At 70.9% G+C, this 26,331-nt stretch carries 23 protein-coding genes and 1 pseudogene; 13 read left to right on the top strand and 11 right to left on the bottom strand.

Translation table 11 applies throughout. The features are described 5' to 3' along the window. Nucleotides 1-5: 5 nt before the first annotated feature. Nucleotides 6-944, bottom strand: coding sequence for a KpsF/GutQ family sugar-phosphate isomerase (locus GVO57_RS13095; RefSeq protein ID WP_160593601.1), 939 nt, complete (start codon nucleotides 942-944; stop codon nucleotides 6-8). A gap of 82 nt (nucleotides 945-1,026) precedes the next feature. Next, nucleotides 1,027-2,190, bottom strand: coding sequence for a hypothetical protein (locus tag GVO57_RS13090; RefSeq protein WP_160593600.1), 1,164 nt, complete (start codon nucleotides 2,188-2,190; stop codon nucleotides 1,027-1,029). A gap of 271 nt (nucleotides 2,191-2,461) precedes the next feature. On the opposite strand from GVO57_RS13090, the gene cobT reads away from it, so the two are divergent. From cobT to GVO57_RS13075, 3 genes are read left to right on the top strand one after another with little or no spacing between them, the layout of a single operon-like run. Next, nucleotides 2,462-3,475 carry a nicotinate-nucleotide--dimethylbenzimidazole phosphoribosyltransferase gene (gene cobT / locus GVO57_RS13085; RefSeq protein ID WP_160593599.1) on the top strand — a complete coding sequence of 338 codons (1,014 nt, stop codon included), beginning with the start codon at nucleotides 2,462-2,464 and terminating at the stop codon, nucleotides 3,473-3,475. Then, on the top strand, nucleotides 3,472-4,251 hold the full coding sequence (cobS, locus tag GVO57_RS13080) for an adenosylcobinamide-GDP ribazoletransferase (protein ID WP_160593598.1): 780 nt from the start codon (nucleotides 3,472-3,474) through the stop codon (nucleotides 4,249-4,251). The genes cobT and cobS overlap by 4 nt, the downstream gene beginning before the upstream one ends. After that, complete coding sequence (locus tag GVO57_RS13075; protein WP_160593597.1) at nucleotides 4,233-4,781, top strand: histidine phosphatase family protein; 549 nt, start codon at nucleotides 4,233-4,235, stop codon at nucleotides 4,779-4,781. The genes cobS and GVO57_RS13075 overlap by 19 nt, the downstream gene beginning before the upstream one ends. Before the next feature lie 67 nt (nucleotides 4,782-4,848). On the opposite strand, the gene cobU is transcribed toward GVO57_RS13075, so the two are convergent. From cobU to purF, 6 genes are all read right to left on the bottom strand, one after another. Beyond that, the gene (gene cobU, locus GVO57_RS13070) at nucleotides 4,849-5,364 is read right to left on the bottom strand and encodes a bifunctional adenosylcobinamide kinase/adenosylcobinamide-phosphate guanylyltransferase (RefSeq protein WP_160593596.1); all 516 of its coding nucleotides are present in this window, start codon (nucleotides 5,362-5,364) and stop codon (nucleotides 4,849-4,851) included. Nucleotides 5,365-5,368: 4 nt separating this feature from the next. Further along, complete coding sequence (locus GVO57_RS13065) at nucleotides 5,369-6,595, bottom strand: serine hydrolase domain-containing protein (protein ID WP_233281382.1); 1,227 nt, start codon at nucleotides 6,593-6,595, stop codon at nucleotides 5,369-5,371. After that, the gene (locus tag GVO57_RS13060; protein ID WP_160593595.1) at nucleotides 6,592-7,977 is read right to left on the bottom strand and encodes a cryptochrome/photolyase family protein; all 1,386 of its coding nucleotides are present in this window, start codon (nucleotides 7,975-7,977) and stop codon (nucleotides 6,592-6,594) included. Before GVO57_RS13060 ends, GVO57_RS13065 begins: the two co-directional genes overlap by 4 nt. 73 nt (nucleotides 7,978-8,050) lie before the next feature. Further along, nucleotides 8,051-8,962 (bottom strand): histone deacetylase family protein, encoded by a 912-nt coding sequence (locus tag GVO57_RS13055; protein ID WP_160593594.1) that lies wholly within the window; start codon nucleotides 8,960-8,962, stop codon nucleotides 8,051-8,053. Beyond that, nucleotides 8,959-9,702 carry an SDR family NAD(P)-dependent oxidoreductase gene (locus tag GVO57_RS13050; RefSeq protein WP_160593593.1) on the bottom strand — a complete coding sequence of 248 codons (744 nt, stop codon included), beginning with the start codon at nucleotides 9,700-9,702 and terminating at the stop codon, nucleotides 8,959-8,961. The genes GVO57_RS13055 and GVO57_RS13050 overlap by 4 nt, the downstream gene beginning before the upstream one ends. A 45-nt stretch (nucleotides 9,703-9,747) precedes the next feature. Then, on the bottom strand, nucleotides 9,748-11,205 hold the full coding sequence (gene purF / locus GVO57_RS13045; protein WP_160593592.1) for an amidophosphoribosyltransferase: 1,458 nt from the start codon (nucleotides 11,203-11,205) through the stop codon (nucleotides 9,748-9,750). A gap of 102 nt (nucleotides 11,206-11,307) precedes the next feature. Between purF and hisI the strand changes: the two genes are divergently transcribed. From hisI to GVO57_RS13030, 3 genes are all read left to right on the top strand, one after another. Continuing rightward, nucleotides 11,308-11,667 (top strand): phosphoribosyl-AMP cyclohydrolase, encoded by a 360-nt coding sequence (gene hisI / locus GVO57_RS13040; protein WP_160593591.1) that lies wholly within the window; start codon nucleotides 11,308-11,310, stop codon nucleotides 11,665-11,667. A 62-nt stretch (nucleotides 11,668-11,729) separates the two neighbouring features. Further along, nucleotides 11,730-13,073 carry a M20/M25/M40 family metallo-hydrolase gene (locus GVO57_RS13035; protein WP_160593590.1) on the top strand — a complete coding sequence of 448 codons (1,344 nt, stop codon included), beginning with the start codon at nucleotides 11,730-11,732 and terminating at the stop codon, nucleotides 13,071-13,073. A gap of 8 nt (nucleotides 13,074-13,081) precedes the next feature. After that, on the top strand, nucleotides 13,082-13,627 hold the full coding sequence (locus tag GVO57_RS13030) for a DUF1003 domain-containing protein (RefSeq protein ID WP_160593589.1): 546 nt from the start codon (nucleotides 13,082-13,084) through the stop codon (nucleotides 13,625-13,627). A 10-nt stretch (nucleotides 13,628-13,637) separates the two neighbouring features. Here GVO57_RS13030 and GVO57_RS13025 read toward each other — a convergent pair whose 3' ends face one another. Then, on the bottom strand, nucleotides 13,638-13,892 hold the full coding sequence (locus tag GVO57_RS13025; RefSeq protein ID WP_233281581.1) for a TetR/AcrR family transcriptional regulator C-terminal domain-containing protein: 255 nt from the start codon (nucleotides 13,890-13,892) through the stop codon (nucleotides 13,638-13,640). 489 nt (nucleotides 13,893-14,381) lie between these two features. On the opposite strand from GVO57_RS13025, the gene GVO57_RS13015 reads away from it, so the two are divergent. Genes GVO57_RS13015 through GVO57_RS13005 form a run of 3 tightly spaced genes read left to right on the top strand, consistent with a single transcriptional unit; the run spans nucleotide 14,382 to nucleotide 18,678 of the window. Beyond that, nucleotides 14,382-15,929: an efflux transporter outer membrane subunit gene (locus tag GVO57_RS13015; protein ID WP_160593588.1), complete on the top strand. Its 1,548-nt coding sequence runs from the start codon at nucleotides 14,382-14,384 to the stop codon at nucleotides 15,927-15,929. Nucleotides 15,930-15,931: 2 nt separating this feature from the next. Continuing rightward, nucleotides 15,932-17,074: an HlyD family secretion protein gene (locus GVO57_RS13010; protein ID WP_160593587.1), complete on the top strand. Its 1,143-nt coding sequence runs from the start codon at nucleotides 15,932-15,934 to the stop codon at nucleotides 17,072-17,074. Nucleotides 17,075-17,079: 5 nt separating this feature from the next. Further along, nucleotides 17,080-18,678, top strand: coding sequence for a DHA2 family efflux MFS transporter permease subunit (locus GVO57_RS13005; RefSeq protein ID WP_160593586.1), 1,599 nt, complete (start codon nucleotides 17,080-17,082; stop codon nucleotides 18,676-18,678). A gap of 142 nt (nucleotides 18,679-18,820) precedes the next feature. Here GVO57_RS13005 and GVO57_RS13000 read toward each other — a convergent pair whose 3' ends face one another. Both GVO57_RS13000 and GVO57_RS12995 read right to left on the bottom strand, forming a co-directional pair. Then, nucleotides 18,821-19,525 (bottom strand): UTRA domain-containing protein, encoded by a 705-nt coding sequence (locus GVO57_RS13000; protein WP_160593585.1) that lies wholly within the window; start codon nucleotides 19,523-19,525, stop codon nucleotides 18,821-18,823. Beyond that, nucleotides 19,522-20,873: pseudogene (locus tag GVO57_RS12995) on the bottom strand (formimidoylglutamate deiminase). The gene GVO57_RS13000 and the pseudogene GVO57_RS12995 overlap by 4 nt, the downstream one beginning before the upstream one ends. Before the next feature lie 168 nt (nucleotides 20,874-21,041). Between GVO57_RS12995 and hutI the strand changes: the two are divergent. The 4 genes from hutI to hutU are packed head-to-tail and all read left to right on the top strand — an operon-like array spanning nucleotide 21,042 to nucleotide 26,231. Next, the gene (gene hutI, locus GVO57_RS12990; protein ID WP_160594017.1) at nucleotides 21,042-22,265 is read left to right on the top strand and encodes an imidazolonepropionase; all 1,224 of its coding nucleotides are present in this window, start codon (nucleotides 21,042-21,044) and stop codon (nucleotides 22,263-22,265) included. Continuing rightward, a complete protein-coding gene (gene hutH / locus GVO57_RS12985; protein ID WP_160593584.1) occupies nucleotides 22,262-23,782 on the top strand; it encodes a histidine ammonia-lyase in 1,521 nt (506 codons plus the stop codon). Before hutI ends, hutH begins: the two co-directional genes overlap by 4 nt. Then, complete coding sequence (gene hutG / locus GVO57_RS12980) at nucleotides 23,782-24,567, top strand: N-formylglutamate deformylase (protein WP_160593583.1); 786 nt, start codon at nucleotides 23,782-23,784, stop codon at nucleotides 24,565-24,567. Before hutH ends, hutG begins: the two co-directional genes overlap by 1 nt. After that, entirely contained in the window at nucleotides 24,564-26,231 is a 1,668-nt protein-coding gene (gene hutU / locus GVO57_RS12975) for a urocanate hydratase (protein WP_160593582.1), read from the top strand. The genes hutG and hutU overlap by 4 nt, the downstream gene beginning before the upstream one ends. The last annotated feature ends 100 nt before the right edge of the window (nucleotides 26,232-26,331 follow it).

Genomic DNA, 26,331 nt, shown 5'->3' with positions numbered 1-26,331 from the left:
CTTCCTTATCCGTTCAGCACGTCATTGGCGTGGAGCATCCCGACCAGCGCGCCGTCCACGGCCACCACCGGCAGCACCGACACGCGGCGCGGCCCGTCGCGCAGCAGCGTCAGCACATCCCCGATCGTCGCATCTTCGCCAACCGTCACCGGATCGCGGGTCATCACCTCGCCGGCGGTCAGCGCATAGACGTCGCGCCGCGCCTGGATGTGGCGGCGGATGTCGCCATCGACGACGATCCCGATCAGCCGCCGGCCATGGTCGATCACCGCCGCCGCGCCCAGCCGCCGCGCGCTCATCACCGACAGCAGCTCGGCCAGCGACGCCGATGGCAGGACAAAGGGCAGGTCCGCGCCCGCGCGCATCACGCTGCGGACCGGGATCATCCGCCGGCCGAGCAGCCCGGCCGGGTGGTGCATCAGGAAATCGCGCGCGGTGATGCCGCGTGCCCGCGCCACCGCCACGGCCAGCGCATCGCCGATCGCCATGTGCAGCGTCGTGCTCGCGGTCGGGGCCATGCCGATATGATCCGCCTCGCGCGCGATTTCCGCCGGGATCAGATGATCGACGGCGCGCGCGAGCGGGGAATCGGTGCGGCCGATGATGCCGATCAGCACGCATCCCCGCGCCTTCAGCAGCGGCAGGATGCGGACAATCTCCTCGGTCGTGCCGCTGTTGGAAAACAGGATGACGACATTGTCGCGCTGCACCGCGCCCAGATCGCCATGCGCGGCCTCGCCGGCATTGAGGCAGAAGGCGGGGGTGCCGAGGCTGGAAAAGGTCGCCGCGATCTTGGCCGCGACCAGCCCCGATTTGCCCATGCCCAGGCAGGTGATCGGCCGGTCCTGCCCGGCGATCAGCGCGACCATGCGGTCAAGCCCCGGCGGCGGTGCGGCCAGAAACGCCGACAGCGCGTCGCGTTCGGCGGCGATCACCTCATGCACCCAGGCCGCAGCATCGCCGGGTGCGGCGGGTTCGGCAGGCCGGGGGCGGGAACGGGCTGAAGGGCGGGGGAAGGCCGCGCCGTCATGCCGCGCTTTCCATCAGCACGGCGTCCAGCCGCGCCATGCCCGCCGCCCAGCGTTCGGGCGCGACCGGGCGGTCGATCCGGTCGACGATGTCGGCAAGCCCCAGCTGCGGGTCGGCCGGATCGAACGCATTGTTGGCGATGTGGAACGCCGCCCAGGCGAGCGCGTCTTCGGGCGACGGGGAGCGGGCGCGGCCGCGCTTCAGATCCGCGATCAGCGGGTCGAGCGCCGGATAGGCGTTGAGCCAGCTTGCCGTCTTGAACCGCGATAGCCGGGCAAAGGGCAGGCCAAGGAATGCCGCGACGCCAAACGCCTTGGAATCGCCGACGATCATCGCATCGACCACCGCCGCCGCACGTTCGGACGCCGAAGGTGCGTCGCGGCATTCGGGCAGCATCGCCATCTGCCCGCGCGTCGCGGCGACAGCGGCCATCAGCGTGCCCCGACCCAGATGAAGGTCGTTGAGCGGATGATTGGCGAGCGTGACAAAGGCGCGGCCGCGCAGCTGCTGGGCGATGTGCAGGATCAGCGCGTCATTCGCCTCCGGCCCCGGCCGGTGCATCGGGAAGAAGTTTTCGTGATGCGCATATTCGATCGGCATCAACAGGCGCGGCACATCGTCGGGCCAGTTGAAATCATCCGGCCGATAGGCCGCACGCGCGATCCGCGCACGCAGCCTGTCGGCCAGCGGGCGCAGCCAGCCGGTCAGCTCCGCGCGCTGGTCGGTGTCCAGATCGGGCATCTCGCCATGATCGAACAGATCCTCGGCTAACCAGACCCACTGGCTCGGCAGCGGATAGGGCGCGACGCCCCCTTCCATCAGAAAGCGCACCTTGCCCGGAAAGCGGCGCGGCGTATCGCGGTCGGCGCTGCGGCAGATCACATAATCGGGCTGAAGATCGGCAACGAAGCCCGCCAGCCCGTCCGGATCGGCCGGGCGGGTGCGATAGCTGCGATGATCCTCGCCCTCGATCAGGCACCAGCGGATCTGCGGCAGATCGGCCAGCCGCTCAAGCTCGGCCGGGCCGATGCCCGTGCCCGACCAGGGGGCGGGCGCCAGCACCGTCACCTCTGCCTCGGCCGACACGCGGCGGATCATCGGCGCAACGATGTTTTCGAACCACCAGGGCGTGATGACGGGCAGATAGAACAGGACCTTCATCGGCCTGTGCCTCCGCTGACGCGCAGCGCCCGACTGGGCGAGACCGGGTGGGCAAGGGCGATGCGGGGCAGGCAAGGGACTGAGGGCACGGGTTCGGGCTTCCGTTCGGCCAATAATGTTTCCTTTATAGACGCTCGGGACGCGCCCGCCGGGCAGGGCGGAAATATTTGCCTAGTGCGGGGGCGGGCGCGGTGATCCGCCAACCGGCCGGCCAATCGGGGCGCGATCCGGCGGTGCTTGACCCGGGGGCGCGCGGCGGGCAGGGCGGGGGATGATCGATCAATCCAACGACCTGGCGGGGCAGATCCGCGCGCGCATCGACAGCCTGACCAAGCCGCTGGGCGCGCTCGGCCGGATCGAGGCGCTGGCCGCGCAGATTGCGGCCCTGCAGGGGCGCACCGATCCGCAGATGGCGGCGTGCGCGCTGATCATCTTTGCCGGCGATCACGGCATTGCGGGCGAGGGGGTGTCGGCCTTTCCGCAGGAAGTGACGCGGCAGATGGTGCTGAACTTTCTGGCCGGCGGGGCGGCGGCCAATGTCTTTGCCAACAGCCTTGGCGTGCCGCTCAGCGTCGTCGATGCCGGCATGGCCGGGCCGAGGATGGAGCATCCCGGCCTGATCGACCGCCGCATCGCGCGCGGCACCCGCAACAGCGCGGTCGAAGCGGCGATGACCGCCGAACAATGCGCGGCGGCGCTGCGCGCCGGCCATGCGCTGGCGCAGGAGGCGGCGTGCGACGCTCTGTGCCTGGGCGAAATGGGCATCGCCAACACCTCGGCCGCCAGCCTGGTTGCCCACAAGCTGACCGGCGTGTCGCTCGATCTGCTGGTCGGGCGCGGCACCGGGCTGGACGATGGCGCGCTGGCCCATAAGGCTGCGGTGCTGGCGCGCGCCGCCGCGCGCACCGCGCCGCAGCTCGACGCGCTGACCGCGCTTGCCGAATATGGCGGGTTTGAAATCGCGATGATGGCCGGGGCGATGCTCGGCGCGGCACAGGCGCGGCGGATCGTGATCGTTGACGGCTTCATCGCCGGGGCGGCGGCTGCCGCTGCGCTCGCCATCGATCCCGCGGTCCGCCCGGCGCTGGTCTTCGCCCATCGCTCGGCCGAGCGCGGCCATGCCGCGCTGCTGGAGGCGCTGGATGCCGAGCCGCTGCTCGACCTCGGCCTCAGGCTTGGCGAAGGCACGGGCGCGCTGCTCGCCTGGCCGCTGGTCCGCGCCGCTGCGGCGATGATCCGCGACATGGCAAGCTTTTCGGCAGCGGGCGTCAGCGGCCCGCAATGATCGCCCGGATCGCCGATGAGGGGCGGGCGCTGCTCGCCGCGATCCAGTTCCTCACCCGGCTGCCGGTGCCGGGCTTTGCATTTGATCCCCGCCATCTGGCGATGGCGGTGCGCTGGTATCCGCTGGTCGGCGCGCTCATCGGCCTGATCGCGGCGCTGGTGCTGCTGGGTGCGGCGCGCATCTATCCCGCGCCGGTCGCGGTGCTGCTGGCGCTGGCGGTGGCGCTGATGGCGACCGGCGGCTTTCACGAGGACGGGCTGGCCGATCTGTTCGACGGGCTGGGCGTGATGAGCCGCGCGCGGATGCTGGAGGTGATGCGCGACAGCCGGCTGGGCAGTTTCGGCGCGCTGGCGCTCATGACCGTGCTCGCGCTCAAGGCTGCGGCGCTCATCGCCATGGCCGCGCCTGTCGCCGCCGCCGCGCTCATCGCCGGTCATGCGCTGGGGCGGCTGTCGAGCGTGCTGGTGATCGCCACCAGCCGCTATGTCCGCGACGCCGGCACCGCCAAGCCGGTTGCCGATGCGGTCGGGCCGGGCGGGCTGGCCTTTGCGGTGGCGACGGGGGCGGGCGCCGCCTGGGCCGGGGCGGTGCTGGCCGGCCTGCCGCCCGTCGCGCTCGGCGCGGGGCTGGCGGGTGCGGCGGCGGGCCATGTGCTCGCCCGGGCGCTGTTCGAACGGCGGCTGGGCGGTTACACCGGCGACTGTCTGGGGGCGGTGCAGCAGCTGTCGGAAACCGGCCTTTATCTGGGGGTGCTGGCATGGCTCGGGACGGCCTGATCCTGATCCGCCACACCCGGCCCGAGGTCGCGCCCGGCATCTGTTACGGGCTCACCGATCTCGACTGTGCGGACAGCTTTGCCGACGAGGCGGCGGCGGTGTGTGCGGCGCTGGCCGATCAGGCCGGGATCGACACCATCGTCTCCAGCCCGCTCAGGCGGTGCCGCAAGCTGGCCCAGACGCTGGCCGAACATCTTGGGCAAGAGTTTGAGATCGAAGCGGATATCCGCGAAATGGATTTCGGTTCATGGGAAGGCCTGCCCTGGGACCGGATCGGCCGCGACGCGCTTGACCGCTGGGCCGGCGATTTCATGCACGCCCGCGACCATGGCGGCGAAAGCGTCGCGATGCTGGCAGCGCGGGTGAACGCGGCGCTCGCCGCCCATCGCGCCCGGCCCGGCCGCACGCTGTGGGTGACGCATATGGGGGTGATCCGCGCCGCGCTCGCCGCCGCCGGGGTCGACGGGGCATGGTCGGCGCAGGTCGGCTATGGCGCGGTGCTGCGCTGGCCGGAGGGCGCGGGGATTTAGGGCGGTTGATCCGGCGCAGCCGGATCGGGAACCGCTCTCACCGGGGCAGCCTCGTTTCAGGCCGGTTTCAGGCCGGTTTCAGGACCAGCGGCAGGCCGGCGGCGATGAACTCGACCCGGTCGGCAATCCTTGCCATCAGCTGGTTGAGCCGCCCCTGCGCGTCGCGAAATGCGCGGCCAAGCGGCGTTTCGGGCACCAGCCCCAGCCCGACCTCGTTCGACACCAGGAACACCGGCACGTCGATCCGCCCGAGCATGGCGGCAAGCTCCGCCCCCGCGCGCTCGACATCATGGCCCGCGAGCATCAGGTTCGACAGCCACAGCGTCAGACAGTCGATCACCACCGGGCCGGACGCGCGCGCGAGCGCCGGGGCAAGGTCCAGCGGTGCCTCGATCACGTCCCAGGCGGGGCCGCGTTCGGCCTGGTGGCGGGCGATGCGCGCGGCCATTTCGGCGTCGAACGCCTCGGCGGTCGCGATCATCAGGCAGGCACCGGCGACGCCCGCCGGGGCCGCCGCCTCGGCCAGCAGCTGCGCGCGCCGGCTCTTGCCCGACCGCGCCCCGCCCAGCAGCAGCGTGATCACCCGCTCAGCGGCCGGCGTCGATCGCGGCCTTGATCTGGTCGACAAAGCGCGCCCGCGCCGCGCCCAGATCGCTGCCCGTCGCCTTGGGCCAGGCGCTCGACATGGCGATGACCAGCTGGCGCTTGGGGTCGATATGGATCAGCTGGCCGAAAATGCCCTGCGCCTGATAGCTGCCGGCCGGCCCGGTCCACCATTGATAGCCATAGCCGCGCTCCCCGGCACCCGGAACCGGCGACCAGGCGCGCGTGGCATCGGCAAACCAGCCGCGCGGCACCACGCCCTTGCCGCCCGACAGGGTGAACAGGCCGATGCGCGCATAGTCCCTGAGGCTCGCCGACAGGCAGCAGCCGCCGATATTCTGGCCCGACTGGTCGACCATCCAGAACAGGTCGCGTTCCATGCCGAACGGCCGCCAGATCTTTTCCTCGGCATATTGGGTCAGGCTCTTGCCGGTCGCGCGGGTGACGAGAACGCCGATCAGATTGGTCTCGCCGGTCTTGTAGACCCATTTGCTGCCCGGCTCCGCCTCGCGGGACAGGGTCTTCAAAAACGCGGTGGTCGGATCGGCCCCCGCCGGCACCGGCATCAGATACATGCGCGCGACGTCGGATTTGGGATCGGTATAATCCTCGTTCCATTTGACGCCCGACGTCATCGTCAGCACCTGCGCGACGGTCACGCCGTCATAGGCGCTGCCGGCAAGTTCGGGGATGTAGCGGGTGACCGGATCGGCCAGCGACTTGATGTAACCGTCGCGCACCGCCGCCCCGACCAGCGTCGAGGTCAGCGATTTGGCGACCGAGAAGCTGGTGTAGCGGCCCTCGGCCGAATAGCCGCGCTGATAGCGTTCGAACCGCACCTTGCCCTTGTGCACGACGATCAGCCCGGCGGTGTTGTTGGCGGCCATGAACGCCTCCGCCTCGGGCAGGTCGAGCGCCCGTCCGGCGGGCAGCGCGCGCGGCCGCGCGGCGGCGCGGGCGGTGGTGCCGGGAAACTGCTGCTCCATCGCCGGGAAGTTCTGGTCGCGCTGCGCCTGGTTCCAGAACAGGATGGTCGCGCCGGCCATGCGGATGCGGTCGGCATTTTCGGGCGTCAGCGCGATCTGCGCGGCGACCGGCGACGCGCCGGCGAGCATCAGCGCAGCCAGCGCGGCCAGCGAGCGCAGCGGCGTGCGGGCGGGGCGGAAAAGGGGCAGGCGCGTCTTGCTGGTCGTCACGGGCGTCATCCTCATGGCTTGATGCTTTCATGGGCGGCGAGCGCCCGTTCGCGCGCGGCGCGGTGGTCGATCAGCTTGCGCGGATAGCCGCGCACGAACAGCCCTGCCGGATCATGGATCTGGCTGTCGCTGAGCCCGGCCAGTTCCGGCACCCATTGCCGGATATAGCCGGCGGCATCGAATTTGTCCGACTGGGTGAGCGGGGCCATGATCCGCACGAACATGTTGGAATCAACGCCGGTCCCCGCCGTCCATTGCCAGTTGACGGCGTTCGACCCGTAATCGGCATCGACCAGCGTGTCCCAGAACCAGGCCTCACCCTCGCGCCAGTCGATCAGCAGATGCTTGATCAGGAACGAGGCGGCGATCATGCGGACGCGGTTGTGCATCCAGCCGGTCGCCCAGAGCTGGCGCATCCCGGCATCGACGATCGGATAGCCGGTCATTCCCTTCGTCCAGGCGGTGAAATCGGCCGCCACGGCGGGGTCGTCGCGCATGCGCCACGGAAAGGCGTCGAACGCCGGGCGGGCATTGCGCCGGCCATATTCGGGCATTTGCAGGATGACGTTCTGGGCATAGTCGCGCCAGCCCAGCTCGCCCAGGAACGTATCGACCGACCCGCCGGCATCGGCCAGCCGGTGCCAGACGGTCGCCGGCGAAATCTCCCCGAAATGCAGATGCGGCGACAGGCGCGACGTGCCCTCGACCGATGGCAGGTTGCGCGCCTCGCCATAACGCGCGGCCAGCCGCACGAAGCTGTCGAGCCGCGCAGCCGCGCCCGCTTCGCCCGGCTGCCATGTCGCGCGCAGCCCGCCCGCCCAGTCGGGGGCGGTGGGCAGCAGCCCCCAATCCTCGATCCGGTCGCTGGCCGGCCAGCTGTCCGGCGCGGCCAGACGTTCGGGCGCGGGCCGGGGCGGCGGGGGCGGCATCGTCTGCACAAGCGCGCGCCAGAAGGGGGTGTAGATGCGGTAGGGGCTGCCGCTGCCGGTCAGGATCGATCCCGGCGGCGCGAGATAATTGCCATGGTGGAGCGCAAGCGGCGTGCCCGTTTCCGCCAGCGCCTTCGCCAGCGCCTTTTCGGCGTTCAGCCACCAGGGCTCGTAATGATGGAGCGCGTCGATGCCGGTCGCGCCGGTTTCCGCCATCAGCGCGGCGAGCGTTTCCGCCGCCGGGCCGCGCCGCAGGATCAGCCGGCTGCCGCGCGCGGCCAGATCCCCGGCCAGCCGCGACAGGCTGTGGTGCAGCCACCAGCGCGATGCCGCGCCCATGCGCCGGTGCCGCGGCGTTTCGTCGTCAAGGATATAGACCGGGATCACCGGCCCCTGCCGCGCGGCGGCGGCGAGCGCGGCCTGATCGGCGAGCCTGAGGTCGCGGCGGAACCAGACGATGCGCGTCATGCGGCTGGGAAGGCGATGGTCGTCACGGCCCCGGTCTGTAGCGCGATTTTCGCGGGGGCGGAACCGGGCCCGCTCAGCGGCTCAGCACATCATGGAGCGCGGCGATGGTGGCGGCATGGCGCGCGGCGACGGCGGCCAGATCCGTGCCATAGCCGCCGCCCGGCGTGCTGGCGAGCGGGATGCCGCGCGCCCGCGCCAGCCCGGCGACAAAGCGGTCGCGCGCGTCCAGCCCGGCATCGCTCAGCGCCAGCCGCCCCAGCCGGTCGTCGACATGCGGGTCGACGCCGCCCTGATAGAGGATGAGATCGGGTGCGAACCGGTCGACCAGCGGCGGCAGCGTTGCGCCCAGCGCATCCAGATAGGCATCGTCGCCGGTGCGGTCGGCGAGCGGCACGTCGAGCGTCGAGCGCGCCTTGCGCACGGGAAAGTTCTTGTCGGCATGGACCGAATAGGTGGCGATGTCCGCCCGCCCGGCGAGCAGGGCGGCGGTGCCGTCGCCCTGATGGACGTCGACATCGACGATCAGCACCCGGCGCGCATCGCCGCTGGCGATCAGCCGGGTCGCGGCGATCGCCAGATCGTTGAACACGCAATATCCAGCCCCGGTATCGGCCAGCGCATGATGGCTGCCCCCCGCGGTCTGCGCGGCAAAGCCATGTGCAAGCGCGAGCTTTGCGGCCAGCCAGGTTCCCCCCGGCGTCAGCTGCGCGCGGCGCGCGATGCGCGGCGTGACCGGAAAGCCGATGCGCCGTTCCTTGTCCGCTGGCACCCGGGCGGAGAGCACCTCGGCGACATAGGCGGGATCATGGACGGCGCACAGATCGGCCTCCGGCATCGGCTCCGGCAGGTGGCGGACGACCGGCCGGCCGATGCGGTCAACCGCCTCGACCAGCAGGCGGTATTTGTCCGCCGGAAAGCCGCCCGAAGGCGGACGCGGCGTCAGATAATCGGGATGATGGACGATATGGACGGCCGCGCCGCTCACCCGTCGACCCGCTCCCGGTGGCCGGTTTCAAAGCCGTTCGCGATGAGCGCGGCGATGCGTGCGCCGACGACCGCCGGGTCCTTGACGGTCTGCGGATCCTCGCCCGGAAAGGCGCGGGCGCGCATCGTCGTGCGGGTCGCGCCGGGATCGACGATGGCGACATGCACGCCGCCGAGATTGCGGTTTTCCTCGCCATAGGCGGCGACCAGGGTTTCAAGCGCCGCCTTGGACGCGCCATAGGCACCCCAGAAGGCGCGCGGCGTGGCCCCCACGCTCGACGTCACCGCGATCAGCCGGCCCGGCCGCGCCGCGCGCAGCATCGGGTCGAACGCCGCGATCAGCGCCTGCTGCGCGCCGACATTGAGGGTCAGCAGCCGGGCAAACTCCTTGGGGTCGATCGCCGGCACCGCCGACAGCGTGCCGAGCGTCGCGGCATTGAGCACCAGCGCGTCAAGCTGCTGCCAGCGCCCGCCGACCGCTGTGGCCAGCCGGCCGATGGACTCGCCGTCGGTCAGGTCGAGCGGCGCGATGGTCGCGCTGCCGCCCGCTGCATGGATGCGTTCTTCAACCGCTTCCATGTCGGCGGTCGTGCGCGCGGTCAGGATGACATGCGCGCCCATGAGCGCCACCGCCTCGGCGGTCGCCGCGCCGATGCCCCGGCTCGCGCCGGTGACGAGCACCAGCCGCCCGGCCAGCGGACGCGCGGCCTGATCCCGGTCGGTGTTGGGCTGTTCGGTCATCTGGTGTCCATTGGCTATTGGGTGTCGGCAGGGGGTGTCGGCAGGTCAGACGACCCGTTCGGCGAGCAGGCTCAGCTGGTCGGCCGGCGCGACCTCGTCATGATCGGTGAGCGTCGTTGGATAATCGCCGGTGAAGCAGGCGTCGCAATGCTGCGGGCGGGCAGCGGCGCGGCGCTCATGGCCGAGCGCCTTGTACAGCCCCTCGATCGAGATGAACGACAGGCTGTCGGCATGGATGAAGTCAGACATGCCCGGCACGTCGAGCCGCGCGGCTAGCAGCTTGGCGCGTTCGGGCGTGTCGACGCCGTAAAAGCAGCTGTGGCGCGTCGGCGGGCTGGCGATGCGCATATGCACCTCGGCAGCGCCGGCATCGCGCATCATCTGCACGATCTTGAGCGAGGTGGTGCCGCGCACGATCGAATCGTCGATCAGCACCACGCGCTTGCCGCCGATCAGCGCGCGATTGGCATTGTGCTTGAGCTTGACGCCCAGATGGCGGACCTGATCGCCCGGCTGGATGAAGGTGCGGCCGACATAATGCGACCGGATGATCCCCAGTTCGAACGGAATGCCCGATTGCTGGGCATAGCCGATGGCTGCCGGCACGCCCGAATCGGGCACCGGGATCACCAGATCGGCCTCGACCGGGGCCTCGATCGCCAGCTGCGCGCCGATCGCCTTGCGCACGTCATAGACCGACACGCCCTCGACGATCGAATCGGGGCGCGAGAAATAGACATGCTCGAAAATGCACGGGCGCGGATCGACCGGCCCAAACGGGGTGATCGAACGCACCCCGGCCTCGGTCACGATCACGATCTCGCCCGGTTCGACCGCGCGGATGAAGTCCGCGCCGATCACGTCGAGCGCGACGGTTTCGGACGCAAAGATCGTCGCATCGCCAAGCTTGCCCATCACGAGCGGCCGGATGCCGAGCGGATCGCGGCACGCCAGCATCCCTTCGCCGGTCATGCAGATCAGCGAATAGGCGCCCTCGACCTGTTTCAGCGCGTCGATGAACCGGTCGAGCAGCGTGCGATAGGCGGAGGTGGCGACCAGATGGATGATGACTTCGGTGTCCGAGGTCGACTGGAAGATCGAACCGCGCCGCACCAGCTCGCGCCTGAGCTTCATCGCGTTCGAGATGTTGCCGTTGTGCGCGACCGCAAAGCCGCCCGACGACAGCTCGGCGAACAGCGGCTGCACGTTGCGCAGCGCCGTCTCGCCGGTCGTCGAATAGCGGACATGGCCGCAGGCGACCCGGCCCGGCAGGCCGCGAATCACGTCGTCACGGTCGAAATTGCCCGCGACATGGCCCATCGCGCGGTGGGTGTGGAAATGGGCGCCGTCCCAGCTGGTGATCCCGGCCGCCTCCTGCCCGCGATGCTGGAGGGCGTGCAGGCCGAGCGCCACCACGGCGGATGCGGTCTCGGCCCCGTAAATGCCGAAAATGCCGCATTCTTCGCGCAGCTTGTCGTCGTCGAAAGGATTGGTGGTGAGCATGATCGTCCCGCGCCTCAGCAAAGGCTGGCCGCGATATAGGCAGCGGAATCGGGTTTGTCTCCCCATTGTCATACCGGGGGATTTGCGTATGCGTGGAGGGTCATGGCTGATCCCCGCGAAACAGGGCCCGCGCTTGATCCCAAATGGGACGCGCAGGGGCTGATCACCGGCGTCGCGACCGACGCCGACAGCGGTGCGCTGCTGATGGTCGCGCATCTGAACGCCGAGGCGCTGGCGCTCACTCTGTCGACCGGAGAGGCGCATTTCTGGTCGCGCAGCCGCCAGCGCATCTGGAAAAAGGGCGAGACGTCGGGCCATGTGCTGCGCGTCGTCGAGGCGCGGATCGACTGCGATCAGGATGCGCTGTGGCTGCGCGTGCGCCCCGCCGGCCCGGCCTGCCATACCGGCGCGCCAAGCTGTTTCTATCGCCGGATCGAAAACGGGGCGCTGGTCGCCGGCTGACGGGGGCGGTGCGGGGCGGCGGCCGCTTGCATGGGCCGGAAAACTCGCCGATTGTCCGCGCCATGCGCACCGCCCGAACCCTGATCGCCGCCGCCATTCTGGCTGCCATCGTCCCGCCCGTTGCCGCCGCTTCGCCGCCCGGCCCGATGCGGCCCGATCCCGCGCTGCTGCGTCGGAGCGTCGAGGCGCTGGTCGGTTTCGGCACCCGCCACACGCTGTCGTCCGCCACCGATCCGAAGCGGGGCATCGGCGCGGCGCGCGCCTGGGCGGCGCGGCGGTTCGGCGAGATCGGTGCCGCCTGCGGCGGCTGCCTGACGGTCGAGACGGTCGGCGATGTGGTGAGCGGCCCGCGCGCGCCCGCCGGCGTGCGCGTCGAAAATGTCATCGCCATCCAGCAGGGGCAGGGCGATCCCGGCCGTGTCGTCATCATCCAGGCGCATATCGACAGCCGCGCCTCCGATGTGATGGACGCAGCGTCCGACGCGCCGGGGGCCAATGACGATGCCTCGGGCGTCGCGCTGGTGATGGAGGCGGCGCGCATCCTGTCGGCGGAAAAGTTTGCCGGCACCATCGTCTATGCCGCGCTGTCGGGTGAGGAACAGGGGCTGTGGGGCGGGCGGCTGCTCGCCCGGCTGGCGCGCGAGCGCGGCTGGCAGGTGGCGGCGGTGCTCAACAACGATATCGTCGGCAACACCACCGGCCTGTCGGGCCAGCGCGTCGATGACCGGGTGCGGGTGTTTTCCGAAGGCGTGGGCGCGGCGGCGGAGCTGGATGCGGTCCGCGCGCTCAGGATGAACGGCGGCGAGGATGACGGCCCGTCGCGCGCGCTCGCCAAGGCGGTGCGCCGCATCGCCGAGCGCGAGCGGGGCCGCGACCCCCGCGCGCTGTCGGTGCTCGCCGTCCGCCGGCCCGACCGGTTCCAGCGCGGCGGCGACCATACGCCGTTCCTCGAAGCCGGAATGCCCGCCGTGCGCTTCACCGAGGCGGTCGAGAATTATGATCACCAGCACCAGAATGTCCGCACCGAAAATGGCCGTTTCTTCGGCGACACGATCGAGCATATGGATTTCGCCTATCTGGCGCGGGTGACGGCGCTCAACCTGGCGGTCGCGCGCGAACTGGCCGCCGCGCCGGCTGCGCCGCAGGGGGTGACGATCAGCGGCGCGCTCAGCGACGATATCGCCGTGCGCTGGACCCCGGTGCCGGGGGCGGCAGGCTACCGCGTCCGCTGGCGCGCAGCCGACCGGCCCGACTGGACCGACCAGCGCGACCTGCCGGCCGGCGCGACCGGCACCACGCTTGAGACTGTCGTGATCGACGATCATTTCGTCGGCGTGTCGGCGCTGTCGGCCAGCGGCGCGGAAAGCCTGGTCAGCTTCGCCGGCCCCGCGCCGCGCGGCCGTTAGGAGCCGCGATGCGCAGCGCCGACCAGATGGCCGCAGATCTGCTGGGCAAGGAACTGGCGGCGCTGGATGCGGAGGAGGCGCGGGTGCTGGCGGCGATGCGCGCGCGCACCCCGATCAGCCGCGATGCCGGCGACGTCGCCGAGGCCGAGGCGGTGTTCGGCGACCGGCTGGCCGACCGGGTGGCGGCGGTCGGCGGCTCCTGGGGGTTCATCATCACCTTTGCGGTCGTGCTGCTCGCCTGGATGGTGATCAACACCGATGTGCTCGGCCGGATGGGCATCCGCTTTGATCCTTACCCCTACATCTTCCTCAACCTCATCCTCTCGATGCTGGCGGCGATCCAGGCGCCGATCATCATGATGAGCCAGAACCGCCAGGCGGCGAAGGACCGGCTGGCGGCAAGGCTGGATTATGAGGTCAATCTGCGCGCCGAGCTGGAAATCCTGCGGCTGCATGAAAAGGTCGACACGGTGCTGGCGCTCAGGCTCGACGAACTGGCGCGGCGGCAGGAGGAACTGGCGCGGATCATCGGTGCGCGCCGGGACGGGGGCTGACCCGGCCGGCTCAGGGCGCCCAGGCGCGCAGGAACAGGTCGACCGCCATCTCAATCTCGGCATCCAGATCCGCCGTCGCCGGCGGTGTCTCGACCCCCAGCATGTGGAGCTGCGGCGAGCCCGCCTGCAACATACCCACGAACATGCGCCCGGCGAGCATCGGGTCTCCCGGTCGCAGCTTGCCGCGCGCCATCGCCTCGGCAAGATAGCCGCGCATCCGCGCCTTGCCGCGCGCCGGGCCGCGTTCGTAGAACAGCCGGGCCAGCTCGGGAAACCGCCGTGCCTCGCCGATCGCCAGCCGGTGCAGGTCGACGATCGGGGGGAATGGATCGTCGCCATCAGCGCCTGGCCGAAGCCGAGCAGCACGGTCCGCACATCGCCATCGGGATCAAGCGGCACATCGAGCGCGCGGCCATAGCGTTCGACCAGATCGTCGACCACGGCGGCGAACAGCTCCTCTTTCGACCGGAAATGCGCCCAGAGCGTGGTCTTGGACCCGCCGACCGTCGCCGCAATCGCCGACATCGAGGTCGCGCCATAGCCGCGCGAGAAAAACGCCGCCTGCGCCGCCGCGACGATCGCCTCGCGCCGGGCATCGCGCGCGCTGGCCGGGCGCGCCCTGTCTGCCGGGCGCGCCCTGTCTGGATGCGTGCTGTCCGGGTGCGCGCCGGCGGGCGCTGCATCTGCGCCGCCTTTCTCCGGGAATGTACTGTGTGGTATCATTTCGATTGACAACTGATCTGCCTGATCCCAAATGGGTGGGTGTACTGACCAGTATGGTGATTGTCGTGCCGCCTTTCAAACATGTTTTCGCCAGCACCGCATCCGGTCGCTCGACAGGCGGGGACCGCATCAGGGCCGGGGGCTGGCCCTGCTGCTCGCCACCGCCGGCTGTGCCGCAGTGCCCGATCTGGGCGCGCCGCCGCGCCTTGCCGATGCGTCAACGCTGGCCGCGACCGCCAGCCTCGCGCCGGCGGCACCGGCTGCCGCCGGTGAATGGCCGGGGCGCGGCTGGTGGCGGGGCTTTGGCGATCCGCAGCTTGACGCGCTGATCGCCGAGGCGCTGGCCGGTGCGCCCGATATCCGCGCCGCCGCCGCCCGGCTGCGCGCCGCCGACGGGCTGGCCGAACAGTCGCGCGGGGCGACGCTGCCGCGCCTTGGCGTCGAGGCATCGGCGGGCGGCCAGCAGCAGAGCCAGAATCTGGGCATCCCGCCCCAGTTCGTGCCCGACGGCATTCAGGATGTCGGCCGGATCGCCGGCACAGTCTCGTTCGATCTCGACCTGTGGGGGCGCAACCGCGCCGCGCTTGCCGCCGCCACCTCCGAAAGCCGGGCCGCGGCGATGGACGCCGCCCAGGCCGGGCTGATGCTGTCGACCGGCATCGCCGCCGCCTATGCCGATCTGGCGCTGCTGCATCAGCAGCGCGACGTCGCCGTCGCCGCCGAACGCATCCGCCGCGACACCGCCGCGCTCACCGCCCGCCGGGTGGACACCGGCGTCGACACGCGCGGCGAACTGGCCCAGGCCGAGGCGCGCGTCCCCGCCGCGCGGGCGGATATCGCCGCGCTCGACGAGGCGATCGCGCTGACCCGGCACCGCATCGCCGCGCTGATCGGCGCGGGACCGGACCGGGGGCTGGCGATTGCCCGCCCGGCCATGACGCCGCTTGCCGCCGGGGTGCCCGGCGACATCGCGCTCGATCTGGTCGGCCGCCGGCCCGATCTGGCCGCCGCGCGCCTGCGGGCCGAGGCGGCGGCGGCGCGCATCAAGGTCGCGCGCGCCGCTTTCTATCCGAACCTCAACCTGTCGGCGCTGGTCGGGCTGCAGTCGCTCGGGCTCGACCAGCTGATCGATGGCGGGTCGCGCATCGCCAATCTCGGCCCGGCGCTCACCCTGCCGATCTTTGAGGGCGGGCGGCTGAGCGGGGCCTATCGCGGCGCGCGCGGCCAGTATGACGAAGCCGTCGCGCGCTATGATGCGGCGCTGGCCGGCGCGCTGCGCGAGGTGGCCGATGCGCTTGCCAGCCTGAGGGCGCTCGACGTGCGGCTGGCCGAACAGCGCGCCGCCCGCACCGCCGCGCGCGAAGCGGCGCGGATCGCCCGCATCCGTTACGAAGGCGGGCTGGCCAATCAGCTGACCGCACTTGCCGCCGAGGACCAGTTGCTCGCCGCCGAACGCGCGGTCGCCGATCTCGACGGGCGGCGCCTCGCCCTTAACGTCGCGCTCGTCCGCGCGCTGGGCGGCGGCTTCGGCCAGCCGCCCGTCGCCGCTTCCCCGAACTCGCCTGCCCAAGGACATTGATCATGTCGGACATGTCGCCCGATCCCATCCTCTCCGACCGCGCGGTCGCCGCGCCTGCCGGCCAGCGCCGGCGCCTGTTCATGCTGCTCGGCGGCATTGTCGCCGCGCTCGCGCTCGTCTGGGCGCTGTGGTTCTTCCTCACCCAATATGGCCGGGTGTCGACCGACAATGCCTATGTCGGGGCCGATACCGCGCAGATCACGCCGCTGGTCGGCGGCCCGGTCGCGGCGGTGCCGGTCGCCAACACCCAGATGGTCGCCAAGGGCCAGATCCTGCTCGTCCTCGATCCCGCCGATGCGAAGATCGCGGTTGCCGAGGCGGAAAGCGCGCTTGCCCAGGCGGTGCAGCGTTACCGCCAGGCCCGCGCCAATCTGGGCGCGGCAAGCGGCCGCGCCGTCGCCCGCACATCGGAAATCGCCGAGGCGCGGGCGCGGCTCGCCGAGGCCGAGGCGGGGTATGAGCGCGCGCGGATCGAGCTTGGCCGGCGCGAGGCGCTGGCCCCGGGCGGTGCGGTGTCGGGCGACGAGCTGACGGCGGCGCGCACCGCCTTCCAGTCGGCGCGCGCGGCCCGCGAGCTTGCCCGGGCGGGCGTGGCGAGCGCCGAGGCGACGCGCCGCGCCGCCGGCGGCGATGTCGCCGCGACCGCCGCCCTGGTCGAGGGCACCGATCTCGACACCGCGCCCGACATTGTGGCGGCGCGTGCGCGGCTCCAGCAGGCGCGGCTCAACCTGGCGCGCACCGTCATCCGCGCGCCGATTGCCGGGATCGTCACCAACAAGCAGGTCCAGCTGGGCCAGCGCGTCGCCGCCGGCACGCCGGTGATGACGATCGTGCCGGTCGATGCGGCGTTCGTCGATGCCAACTTCAAGGAAAACCAGCTGGCACAGGTGCGCCCCGGCCAGCCGGTCGAGCTGGTGTCCGATTTCTACGGCGACGATGTCGTCTTCCATGGCCGGGTGGTCGGCTTTGCCGGCGGCACCGGATCGGCCTTCGCGCTCATCCCCGCGCAGAATGCGACCGGCAACTGGATCAAGGTGGTCCAGCGCCTGCCGGTGCGCATCGCGCTCGACCCGCGCGAGCTGCGCGCGCACCCGCTGCGCGTGGGGCTGTCGATGGAAGCCGTCATCGACACGCGGGAGCGCTGAGCATCATGGCCGGCACCCTTGCCGCCGGGCCGGGGGAGGGCGCGCGTCCCGCCGCCTTGCCCGCCGCGTCCCCCGCGACCGTCCCCGAAGAGCCGCAGCCGCTCACGGGCGCGCGGCTGATCATCGGCGCGTTCGCGCTGGCGCTCGCCAACTTCATCGTCGTGCTCGACACCTCGATCGCCAATGTCGCGGTGCCGCACATCGCCGGCGGCCTTGCCGTGTCGCCGACCCAGGGCACCTGGGTGATCACCAGCTATGCGGTTGCCGATGCGATCAGCGTGCCGCTGACCGGCTGGCTGGCGGGGCGGTTCGGCAGCGTGCGCTGGTTCCTGATCTCGATGCTGGGCTTTGGCCTGTGCTCGCTGCTGTGCGGGCTGGCGACCACGCTGCCGATGCTCGTCGCCTTCCGCGTGATGCAGGGGCTGATGGGCGGGCCGCTGATGCCGCTGTCGCAGACGCTGCTGCTGCGCATCTTTCCCAAGAACCGCCAGCCGGTCGCCCTGTCGATCTGGGCGATGACGACGACGACCGCGCCGATCCTCGGCCCGATCCTCGGCGGCACGATCAGCGACAACTGGAGCTGGCCGTGGATCTTCTTCATCAACCTGCCGATCGTCGCCATCTGCTTTTTCGGCGTCCAGCGGATGATCACCCCGTTTGAAACCCGCACCGTCCGCGCGCGCATCGACTATGTCGGGCTGGCGCTGCTCGTGCTGTTCGTCGGCGCGCTGCAGATCATGCTCGATACCGGGCGCGAATATGACTGGTTCGAATCGCGCTGGATCATCGGGCTGGCGATCACCGCCGCGATCGGCTTTGCCGCCTTCCTGATCTGGGAACTGACCGAGCGGGATCCGATCGTCGATGTGCGGGTGTTCCGCCATCGCGGCTTTGTCGCCGGGGTGCTCGCCATCTCACTCGGCTTCGGGGCGTTCTTCGCGCAGATCGTGCTGACCCCGCTGTGGCTGCAGCAGGTGCTCGGCTATACGGCGACCAATGCCGGCTATGTCGTCGCCTGGGTGGGGCTGTTCGCGGTGCTCGTGTCGCCGTTCGCGGCGCGGCTGGTGGCGCGGGTCGATGTGCGGTTCCTGATCACCGCGGGCATCGGCTGGCTGTTCCTGATGTCGCTGCTGCGCACCCAGTGGACGACCGATTCGGATTATTGGCAGCTCGCTCTGCCGCATCTGTTGCAGGGGATCGGGATGCCGTTCTTCTTCATCGGGCTGACCGCGCTCGCGCTCGGCGCGGTGCCGGCTGACAAGGTCGTGTCGGCAGCCGGGCTGATGAGCTTCATGCGCACGCTGGCCGGGGCCATCGGCACGGCCGTCGCCACCACTTTGTGGGACGACAGTTCGGAACGGATGCGCAGCGAACTCGTCCCCGCGCTCCATGATGTCGGCCGCACCTCCGCGCTGATCGAGGCGGGCGGGGCATCCCCCGAACAGGCGCGGGCGGCGATCGACCGGCTGGTCGAGGCACAGGCCGCGACCATCGGCGCCGCCCATGTCTATCAGGTGGCCGCAAGCGTGTTTCTGATCGCGGCACTGGCCGTGTGGCTGGCCCCCAAACCGCGCGGCGGCGGGATCCCCACGGCCAGCCACTGAGAAGAACGGCACCGTTATTTGGGAAGAACGGCACCGGCCCGCTCCCCCACCCGGCCACCCAACGGCAGTATCATATGGGAGGCCGGGTGGGGGAGCGGGCCGGTGCCGCCCCTGCGCCGGGAGGCGCAGCACATACACCCCCTTAACGCGCGGCGGGCGTGAATTGGGCGACCAGATCGTAACGATGGCCGGGAAACAGCTGGATCACATGGGTGATCCCCCGGCCCAGCCGCCAGGTCCAGCGTTCGATCTGCAGGCAGGCGGTGCCGGGCGGCACGTCGAGCGCGGCGGCATGGGCGCGACCTGCCGGCACCGCGCTGATCCGGTGGCGCGCCTCGCTCCACGGCACATGCGCGATCAGCCAGCGCCCCGGCTCGCCCGCGGCGAAATCGGCGGCGGCGGCGTCCGGCACCGCGTCGAGCGCGATCAGCCTTTGTTCATGGGCAAAGGGCCGGTCGCCGGCATGATGGATGCCGTCGAGCAGCAGCACCGGCCCGGCGGTGCCGAGCAACGCCGTCGCCGCATCGGCGGGCGGGGCAGCGTGTTCATGCCGCGCGCGCAACGCCCAGCGATAGGCATCGCCGCGCGCCGCCACCGCCGCGCCGATATCGGGAATGTCGAGCACGGCGGCTTCCAGATGCGGTTCGGCGACGAACGATCCCGCCTTGCGCCGCCGCTCGATCAGCCCTGAACGGGCGAGCGCCGCCAGCGCCTTGCCCACCGTCGCGCGCGCACAGCCATATTGGGCGACGAGTTCATGTTCATAGGGGATGCGGTGGCCGGGCTTCCACTCCCCGGCGCGGATCCTGCCTTCGATATCCGCCCGGATGCGCTGTTCGATCGTCACGCCGCCATCTTGGCCAGCGCCCGGCGGTAGCGCAAGGCGATGGTGTCGCGCGCCAGATGCCGTCCGCCGGCCACGCGCTTGCGCCCGGCGCGCCAGACGGTGTCGATCGCCGGCGCGCGCGCGGCAAAGATCCAGCCATCCAGCCAGCGATCGCCTGCCGCGCCGTAAAGTGCGGGATGATCGGCGGCCAGGGTGACGATATCGGCCGGTGCGCCCGCCGCCAGCCCGGCCGGTCCGGTCTGGCCCAGCGCCTGATGCCCCCGGCCAGCGCCGCCTCGAACAGCCACCGGCCGACCGAGGGGCAGTTGGCCGAGGCGAGGATGTTGCGCTGCCGCCGCTTCAGCCGCTGCGCATATTCAAGCTGCCTCAGCTCGCCCGCCGCATCGATCAGGATGTTGGAATCGGTGCCGATCGCCAGCCGCCCGCCACAGTGAAGCAGCGTGTCCGCCGGGGCGATGCCGTCGCCCAGATCGGCCTCGGTCAGCGGGCAGAAACCCGCGACCGCCCCCGACGCCGCCAGCGCTGCCGTTTCCGCATCGGTCATGTGGGTCGCATGAACCAGACACCAGCGGCGATCGACCGGCATGTTCGCCAGCAGCCATTCGACTGGCCGGGCGCCGAGCGCCGCGATGCTGGCTTCCACCTCGCGCAGCTGTTCGGCGGCATGGATATGAACCGGGCCGCCCGCCATCAGCGGCAGCAGCGCGGTCAGCTCGTCCGGCGTCGCGGCGCGCAGGCTGTGCGGTGCAATGCCCAGCGTGTCGCCGGGGGCGAGCAGCGCGCGGCTGTCCTCGACCAGCCGGGCAAAGCCGTCCGGATCGGTGATGAAGCGGCGCTGGCCGGCACCCGGCGGGCGGCCGCCGAAATCGCCATGCGCGTAAAAGACGGGCAGCAGCGTCAGCCCGATCCCCGCCGCCTGCGCCGCCGCCGCGATGCGCCCGGCCATTTCCGCCCGCGCCGCATAGGGCCGGCCGTCCGGATCATGGTGCAGATAATGAAACTCGCCCAGCCGGGTGAAGCCGCCCTCAAGCATCTCGACACAGGCAAAGGCGGTGATCGCCTCGACATCATCGGGGTCGAGCCGGTCGAGAAACCGGTACATGACCGTGCGCCAGCTCCAGAAATCATCGCCGCCCGGCGCGGCCACCGCCGACAGGCCGGCCATGCCGCGCTGAAAGCCGTGGCTGTGCACATTGGCAAGGCCGGGCAGGGCCACCGCATGGCGTTCATCGGCCTTGGCGGGATCGGCACCGGGCGTCACCGCTACAATCCGGTCGCCGCTGATCTGCACGGCGACCCTGGCGGCCCAGCCATCCGGCAGCAGCGCTTCGTTGAACCACAGGATCATCGCCGCTCTCCTCGATTGTGGGGGCCTTGAATGTGGAGGCCTTGGGTGTGGGGCCGCCCACGGCCGGGCGGGCTGTGAAAACCGCGCTTATTATGTCTAGACATATCAGCAGTGCGGCGACAGGATCAAGCCATGGCCGATGAGTCGTCCGATCCTGCCCGCGATCCGATCAGCTGCGACCGGCTGTGGCGCGGCGCGCGGCTGGCGATGATGACCGGGGGCAAGGGTGATCCGCTCGGGCTTGTCGGAGACGGCATCGTCGCGGTTGCCGATGGCCGCATCCTGTGGGCCGGGCCGGCTGCCGACGCGCCGGGCTTTGCCGCCGGCGAGGTCGTCGAGTGTGGCGGCCGCTGGATCACGCCGGGGCTGGTCGATTGCCACACCCATCTGGTCCATGCCGGCAACCGCACCGGCGAGTTCGTCGCGCGGCTGGGCGGGGCCGATTATGCGGCGATCGCCGAGGCGGGCGGGGGCATTCTGGCGACCGTGCGGGCGACGCGCGCGGCGGATGAGGCGGGGCTGGTCGCCCAGAGCCTCGCCCGGCTCGACGCGCTGCTTGCCGAGGGGGTGACGACGGTCGAGATCAAGTCCGGCTATGGCCTGACGCTTGCCGATGAACTCAAGATGCTGCGCGCTGCCCGTGCGCTCGCCGGGCTGCGGCCGGTCGGCGTGACCACCAGCCTGCTTGCCGCCCATGCGGTGCCGCCCGAGTTCAGGGGCGCCGGGATCGCCAGCCCCGCCGATGCCTATATCGACCATGTGATCGCCGCCATGCTGCCGGCGGCTGCCGGACTTGCCGATGCGGTCGATGCGTTTTGTGAGACGATCGCCTTTTCCCCCGCGCAGATCGACCGGCTGTTCACCGCCGCCCGCGCGCATGGCTATGCGGTGCGGCTGCACGCCGAACAGCTGTCGGATCAGGGTGGGGCCGAACTGGCGGCGCGGCACGGCGCGCTGTCGGCCGATCATCTGGAGCATCTGGGCGATGCCGGGATCGCCGCGCTCGCCCGCGCGGGCACGGTCGCGGTGCTGCTGCCCGGCGCCTATTATTTCCTGCGCGAGATCAAGGCCCCGCCGGTCGCGGCGCTGCGCGCGGCGGGCGTGGCGATGGCGGTGGCGACCGATCTCAACCCCGGCACATCGCCGCTCGCCTCGCCGCTTGTCGCGATGAACATGGCGGCGGTGCTGTTCGGCCTGACCCCCGATGAATGCCTGACCGGCATGACGGTGACGGCCGCGCGCGCGCTGGGGCTTGGCGGGCGGATCGGCGTGCTGCGGCCCGGCCATGATGCCGATCTGGCGATCTGGGACATCGACCATCCGCACGACCTTGTCTGCCGCATCGGGCCGAACCCGCTGTGGCGGCGCATCTTCAAAGGACAGGACACATGATCGAACTGGTGCCGGGGGCGGTGCCGCTGGCTGACTGGCGGCGGGCGATGGACGGCGTGCCGGTGCGGCTGGCCGATGCCGCGCGCCCGGCGATTGCCGCCAGCGCCGCCGCCGTCGAACGCATCGTCGCCCGCGATGCGCCGGTTTACGGGATCAACACCGGTTTCGGCCGGCTGGCGAGCGAATCCATCGCGCCCGGCGATCTTGCGGCCCTGCAGCGCAACATCATCCTCAGCCACGCCGCCGGGGTGGGCGATCTGATGCCGGCCCCGGTCGTGCGGCTGATGATGGCGCTGAAGCTGGCCAGTTTCGGCCATGGCGCGTCGGGGGTCAGGCCGCAGACGGTCGCGCTACTCGAAGCGATGCTCGCCGCCGGGGCGCTGCCGGTGGTGCCGGCCCAGGGGTCGGTCGGCGCGTCGGGCGATCTGGCACCGCTTGCGCATATGGCCGCCGCGATGATCGGCGTGGGCGAGATCGATCTGGGCGGGGTGCGGATGCCGGCGGCCGATGCGCTCGCTCGCGCCGGGCTGACGCCGCTCGACCCAGGCCCGAAGGAAGGGCTGGCGCTGCTCAACGGCACCCAGTTCTCGACCGCCTATGCGCTGGCCGGGCTGTTCGCCGCCGACACGCTGTTCCGCGCCGCTTTGCTGACCGGCGCGCTGTCGACCGAGGCGGCCAAAGGCTCCGACACGCCCTTTGACCCCCGCATCCATGCGCTGCGCGGTCAGGCCGGGCAGGCCGAGGTGGCGGCGGCGCTCGCCCGGCTGATGGCAGGCTCCGCCATCCGCGCCTCGCACCTGGCCGATGATGCGCGCGTGCAGGACCCTTATTGCCTGCGCTGCCAGCCCCAGGTGATGGGCGCCTGCCTTGATCTGCTGCGCCAGGCGGGGGCGACGCTGATGCGCGAGGCGAACGGCGTGTCGGACAATCCGCTGATCATGGCGGATGACGACACCGCGCTGTCGGGCGGCAATTTCCACGCCCAGCCGGTCGCCTTTGCCGCCGACATGATCGCGCTGGCGGTGTGCGAGATCGGCAGCATCGCCGAACGCCGGGTGGCGATGCTCGTCGATCCGGCGCTGTCGCGGCTGCCGGCATTCCTGACGCCGCGCCCCGGGCTCAACTCCGGCTTCATGATCCCGCAGGTCACCGCCGCCGCTCTGGTGTCGGAAAACCGCCAGCGCGCGACCCCGGCCTCAGTCGATTCGATCCCGACCTCCGCCAATCAGGAAGATCATGTGTCGATGGCGGCGCATGGCGCGCGGCGGCTGACGGCGATGACGGCCAATCTCGCCGCGATCCTGGGCATCGAATATCTGGCAGCCGCGCAGGGCTGCGACTTTCACGCCCCGCTCAGGTCGAGCGACATGCTCGAGTCGGCACGCGCGCTGCTACGCGCCCAGGTGCCGATGCTGGGCGACGACCGCCATTTCCACCCGGACATTGTCGCCGCCACCGCGCTGGTCGAGGGCGGGGCGCTGGCCGCGCTTGCCGACCTGCCGGGGATTGCCGGCTGATGCCCGGCTGGCTGGCCGTCACGCGCGGCGACGGCCCGCTGATCGTCAGCATCCCCCATGCCGGCACCGCGATCCCGGCCGGGATCGCCGCGCGGCTGCACGATCCGGCGGGCGCGCTGGGCGATACCGACTGGCATGTCGACCGGCTCTACCGCTTTGCCGCCGGGCTGGGCGCGACCGTGATCCGCACCCGCCGGTCGCGGGTGGCGATCGACGTCAACCGCGATCCCACGGGCGTGTCGCTCTATCCGGGGCAGGCGACCACGGGCCTGTGCCCGGTCACCGATTTTGCCGGCCGGCCGCTCTACCGGGCGGGGTGCGAACCCGGTGCCGCCGAAATCGCCCGCCGCCGCGCCTTGTGGTTCGATCCCTATCACGCCGCGCTCGATGCCGAGATCGCCCGGCTGCGCGCGCGCCATGCGGCGGTGGTCGTTTACGACGCCCATTCGATCCGCAGCGAACTGCCCTGGCTGTTCGACGGGCGGCTGCCCTGTTTCAACATCGGCACCAATGGCGGGGCGAGCTGCGACCCCGCGCTTGCTGCCGCGATTTCCGGGCTGTGCGGCCCGGATCAGGTGCTGAACGGCCGGTTCAAGGGCGGCTGGATCACCCGCCGGCTCGGGCGGCCCGGCGACGGCGTTCATGCCGTGCAGATGGAACTCGCCCAGCGCGCCTATCTGGACGAAGCAACCGGCCGGATCGATCCCGCGCGCATGGCCGGGGTGCAGCCGGTTTTGCGCGCAATCCTCACCCAATGTCTTGATTTTGCGAAAGGCCAGTCATGAACCGGACCGACAATCAGCGGCTGATCCGCGCCCCGCGCGGCCCCGAACGCACGGCGCGGACCTGGCAGGCCGAGGCGGCGATCCGCATGCTGATGAACAATCTCGACCCCGATGTGGCGGAAAACCCGCATGAACTGGTCGTCTATGGCGGCATCGGGCGGGCGGCGCGCGACTGGCGCAGCTTTGATGCCATTGTCGCGGCGCTCACCGCGCTGGGCGAGGAGGAGACGCTGCTCGTCCAGTCGGGCAAGCCGGTCGGCGTGTTCCGCACCCATGCCGATGCGCCGCGCGTGCTGATCGCCAACTCAAACCTTGTGCCGCGCTGGGCGACCTGGGAACATTTCAACCAGCTCGATCGCGCCGGGCTGATGATGTACGGTCAGATGACCGCCGGGTCCTGGATCTATATCGGCAGCCAGGGGATCGTGCAGGGCACATACGAGACCTTTGTCGAGGTCGGCCGCCATTATGGCGGCAGCCTCAAGGGCCGCTGGATCCTGACCGCGGGGCTGGGCGGCATGGGCGGCGCGCAGCCGCTTGCCGCGACCATGGCCGGGGCGTCTTGCCTGGCGGTCGAATGCCAGCCGAGCCGGATCGAGATGCGCCTGCGCACCGGCTATCTCGACCGGGCGACGACCGATCTCGACGAAGCGCTGGCGATCATCGCCGAAGCCGGGGCTGCCGGCGGCCCGCCGGTGTCGGTCGGCCTGCTGGGCAATGCCGCCGACATCTATCCAGAACTGGTGCGGCGCGGGGTGCGCCCCGATGTCGTCACCGACCAGACATCGGCGCATGATCCGGTCAATGGCTATCTGCCGCGCGGCTGGTCGCTCGACCGCTGGCAGAGCGCGCGGACCGACGATCCGGCGGCGGTCGACCGGGCGGCGCGGGCATCGATGCGCGATCAGGTCGAAGCGATGCTGGCCTTTCACCGCTCAGGCGTGCCGACGCTCGACTACGGCAACAACATCCGCCAGGTCGCGCATGACATGGGGCTGGACGGGGCGTTCGATTTCCCCGGTTTCGTGCCCGCCTATATCCGGCCGCTGTTCTGCCGGGGCATCGGGCCGTTCCGCTGGGCGGCGCTGTCGGGCGATCCCGAGGATATCTACCGCACCGATCAGCGGGTGAAGGAGCTGCTGCCCGACAATGCCCATCTGCATCACTGGCTGGACATGGCGCGCGAACGCATCCGCTTTCAGGGGCTGCCGGCGCGCATCTGCTGGGTCGGGCTGGGCGACCGGCACCGGCTGGGGCTGGCGTTCAACGAAATGGTGGCGCGCGGCGAGGTCAAGGCGCCGATCGTGATCGGCCGCGACCATCTCGATTCCGGATCGGTCGCCAGCCCCAATCGCGAGACCGAGGCGATGCGCGACGGATCGGATGCGGTGTCGGACTGGCCGCTCCTCAATGCGCTGCTCAACACCGCCTCGGGCGCCAGCTGGGTGTCGCTGCACCATGGCGGCGGGGTGGGCATGGGCTATTCCCAGCATGCCGGCATGGTGATCGTCGCCGATGGCAGCGCGGCCGCGGCGCGGCGGCTGGAGCGGGTGCTGTGGAACGATCCGGCGACCGGCGTGATGCGCCATGCCGATGCCGGCTATGATCTGGCGCTCGACTGCGCGCGCGACCATGGCCTGAACCTGCCCGGCATCACCGGCTGATGCGGCGGGTAAGGGCAAAGCGGGGCTTGCAAATGATATAATGTATCATCATCTGAGGGGGAACAGGGCGGCGGATCGGCCGGCGCCGCGACCAGAAAGC

Source organism: Sphingomonas changnyeongensis, from assembly GCF_009913435.1.
Taxonomy (GTDB): domain Bacteria; phylum Pseudomonadota; class Alphaproteobacteria; order Sphingomonadales; family Sphingomonadaceae; genus Sphingomonas_B; species Sphingomonas_B changnyeongensis.
This window is presented reverse-complemented; position numbering and strand designations above follow the sequence as displayed.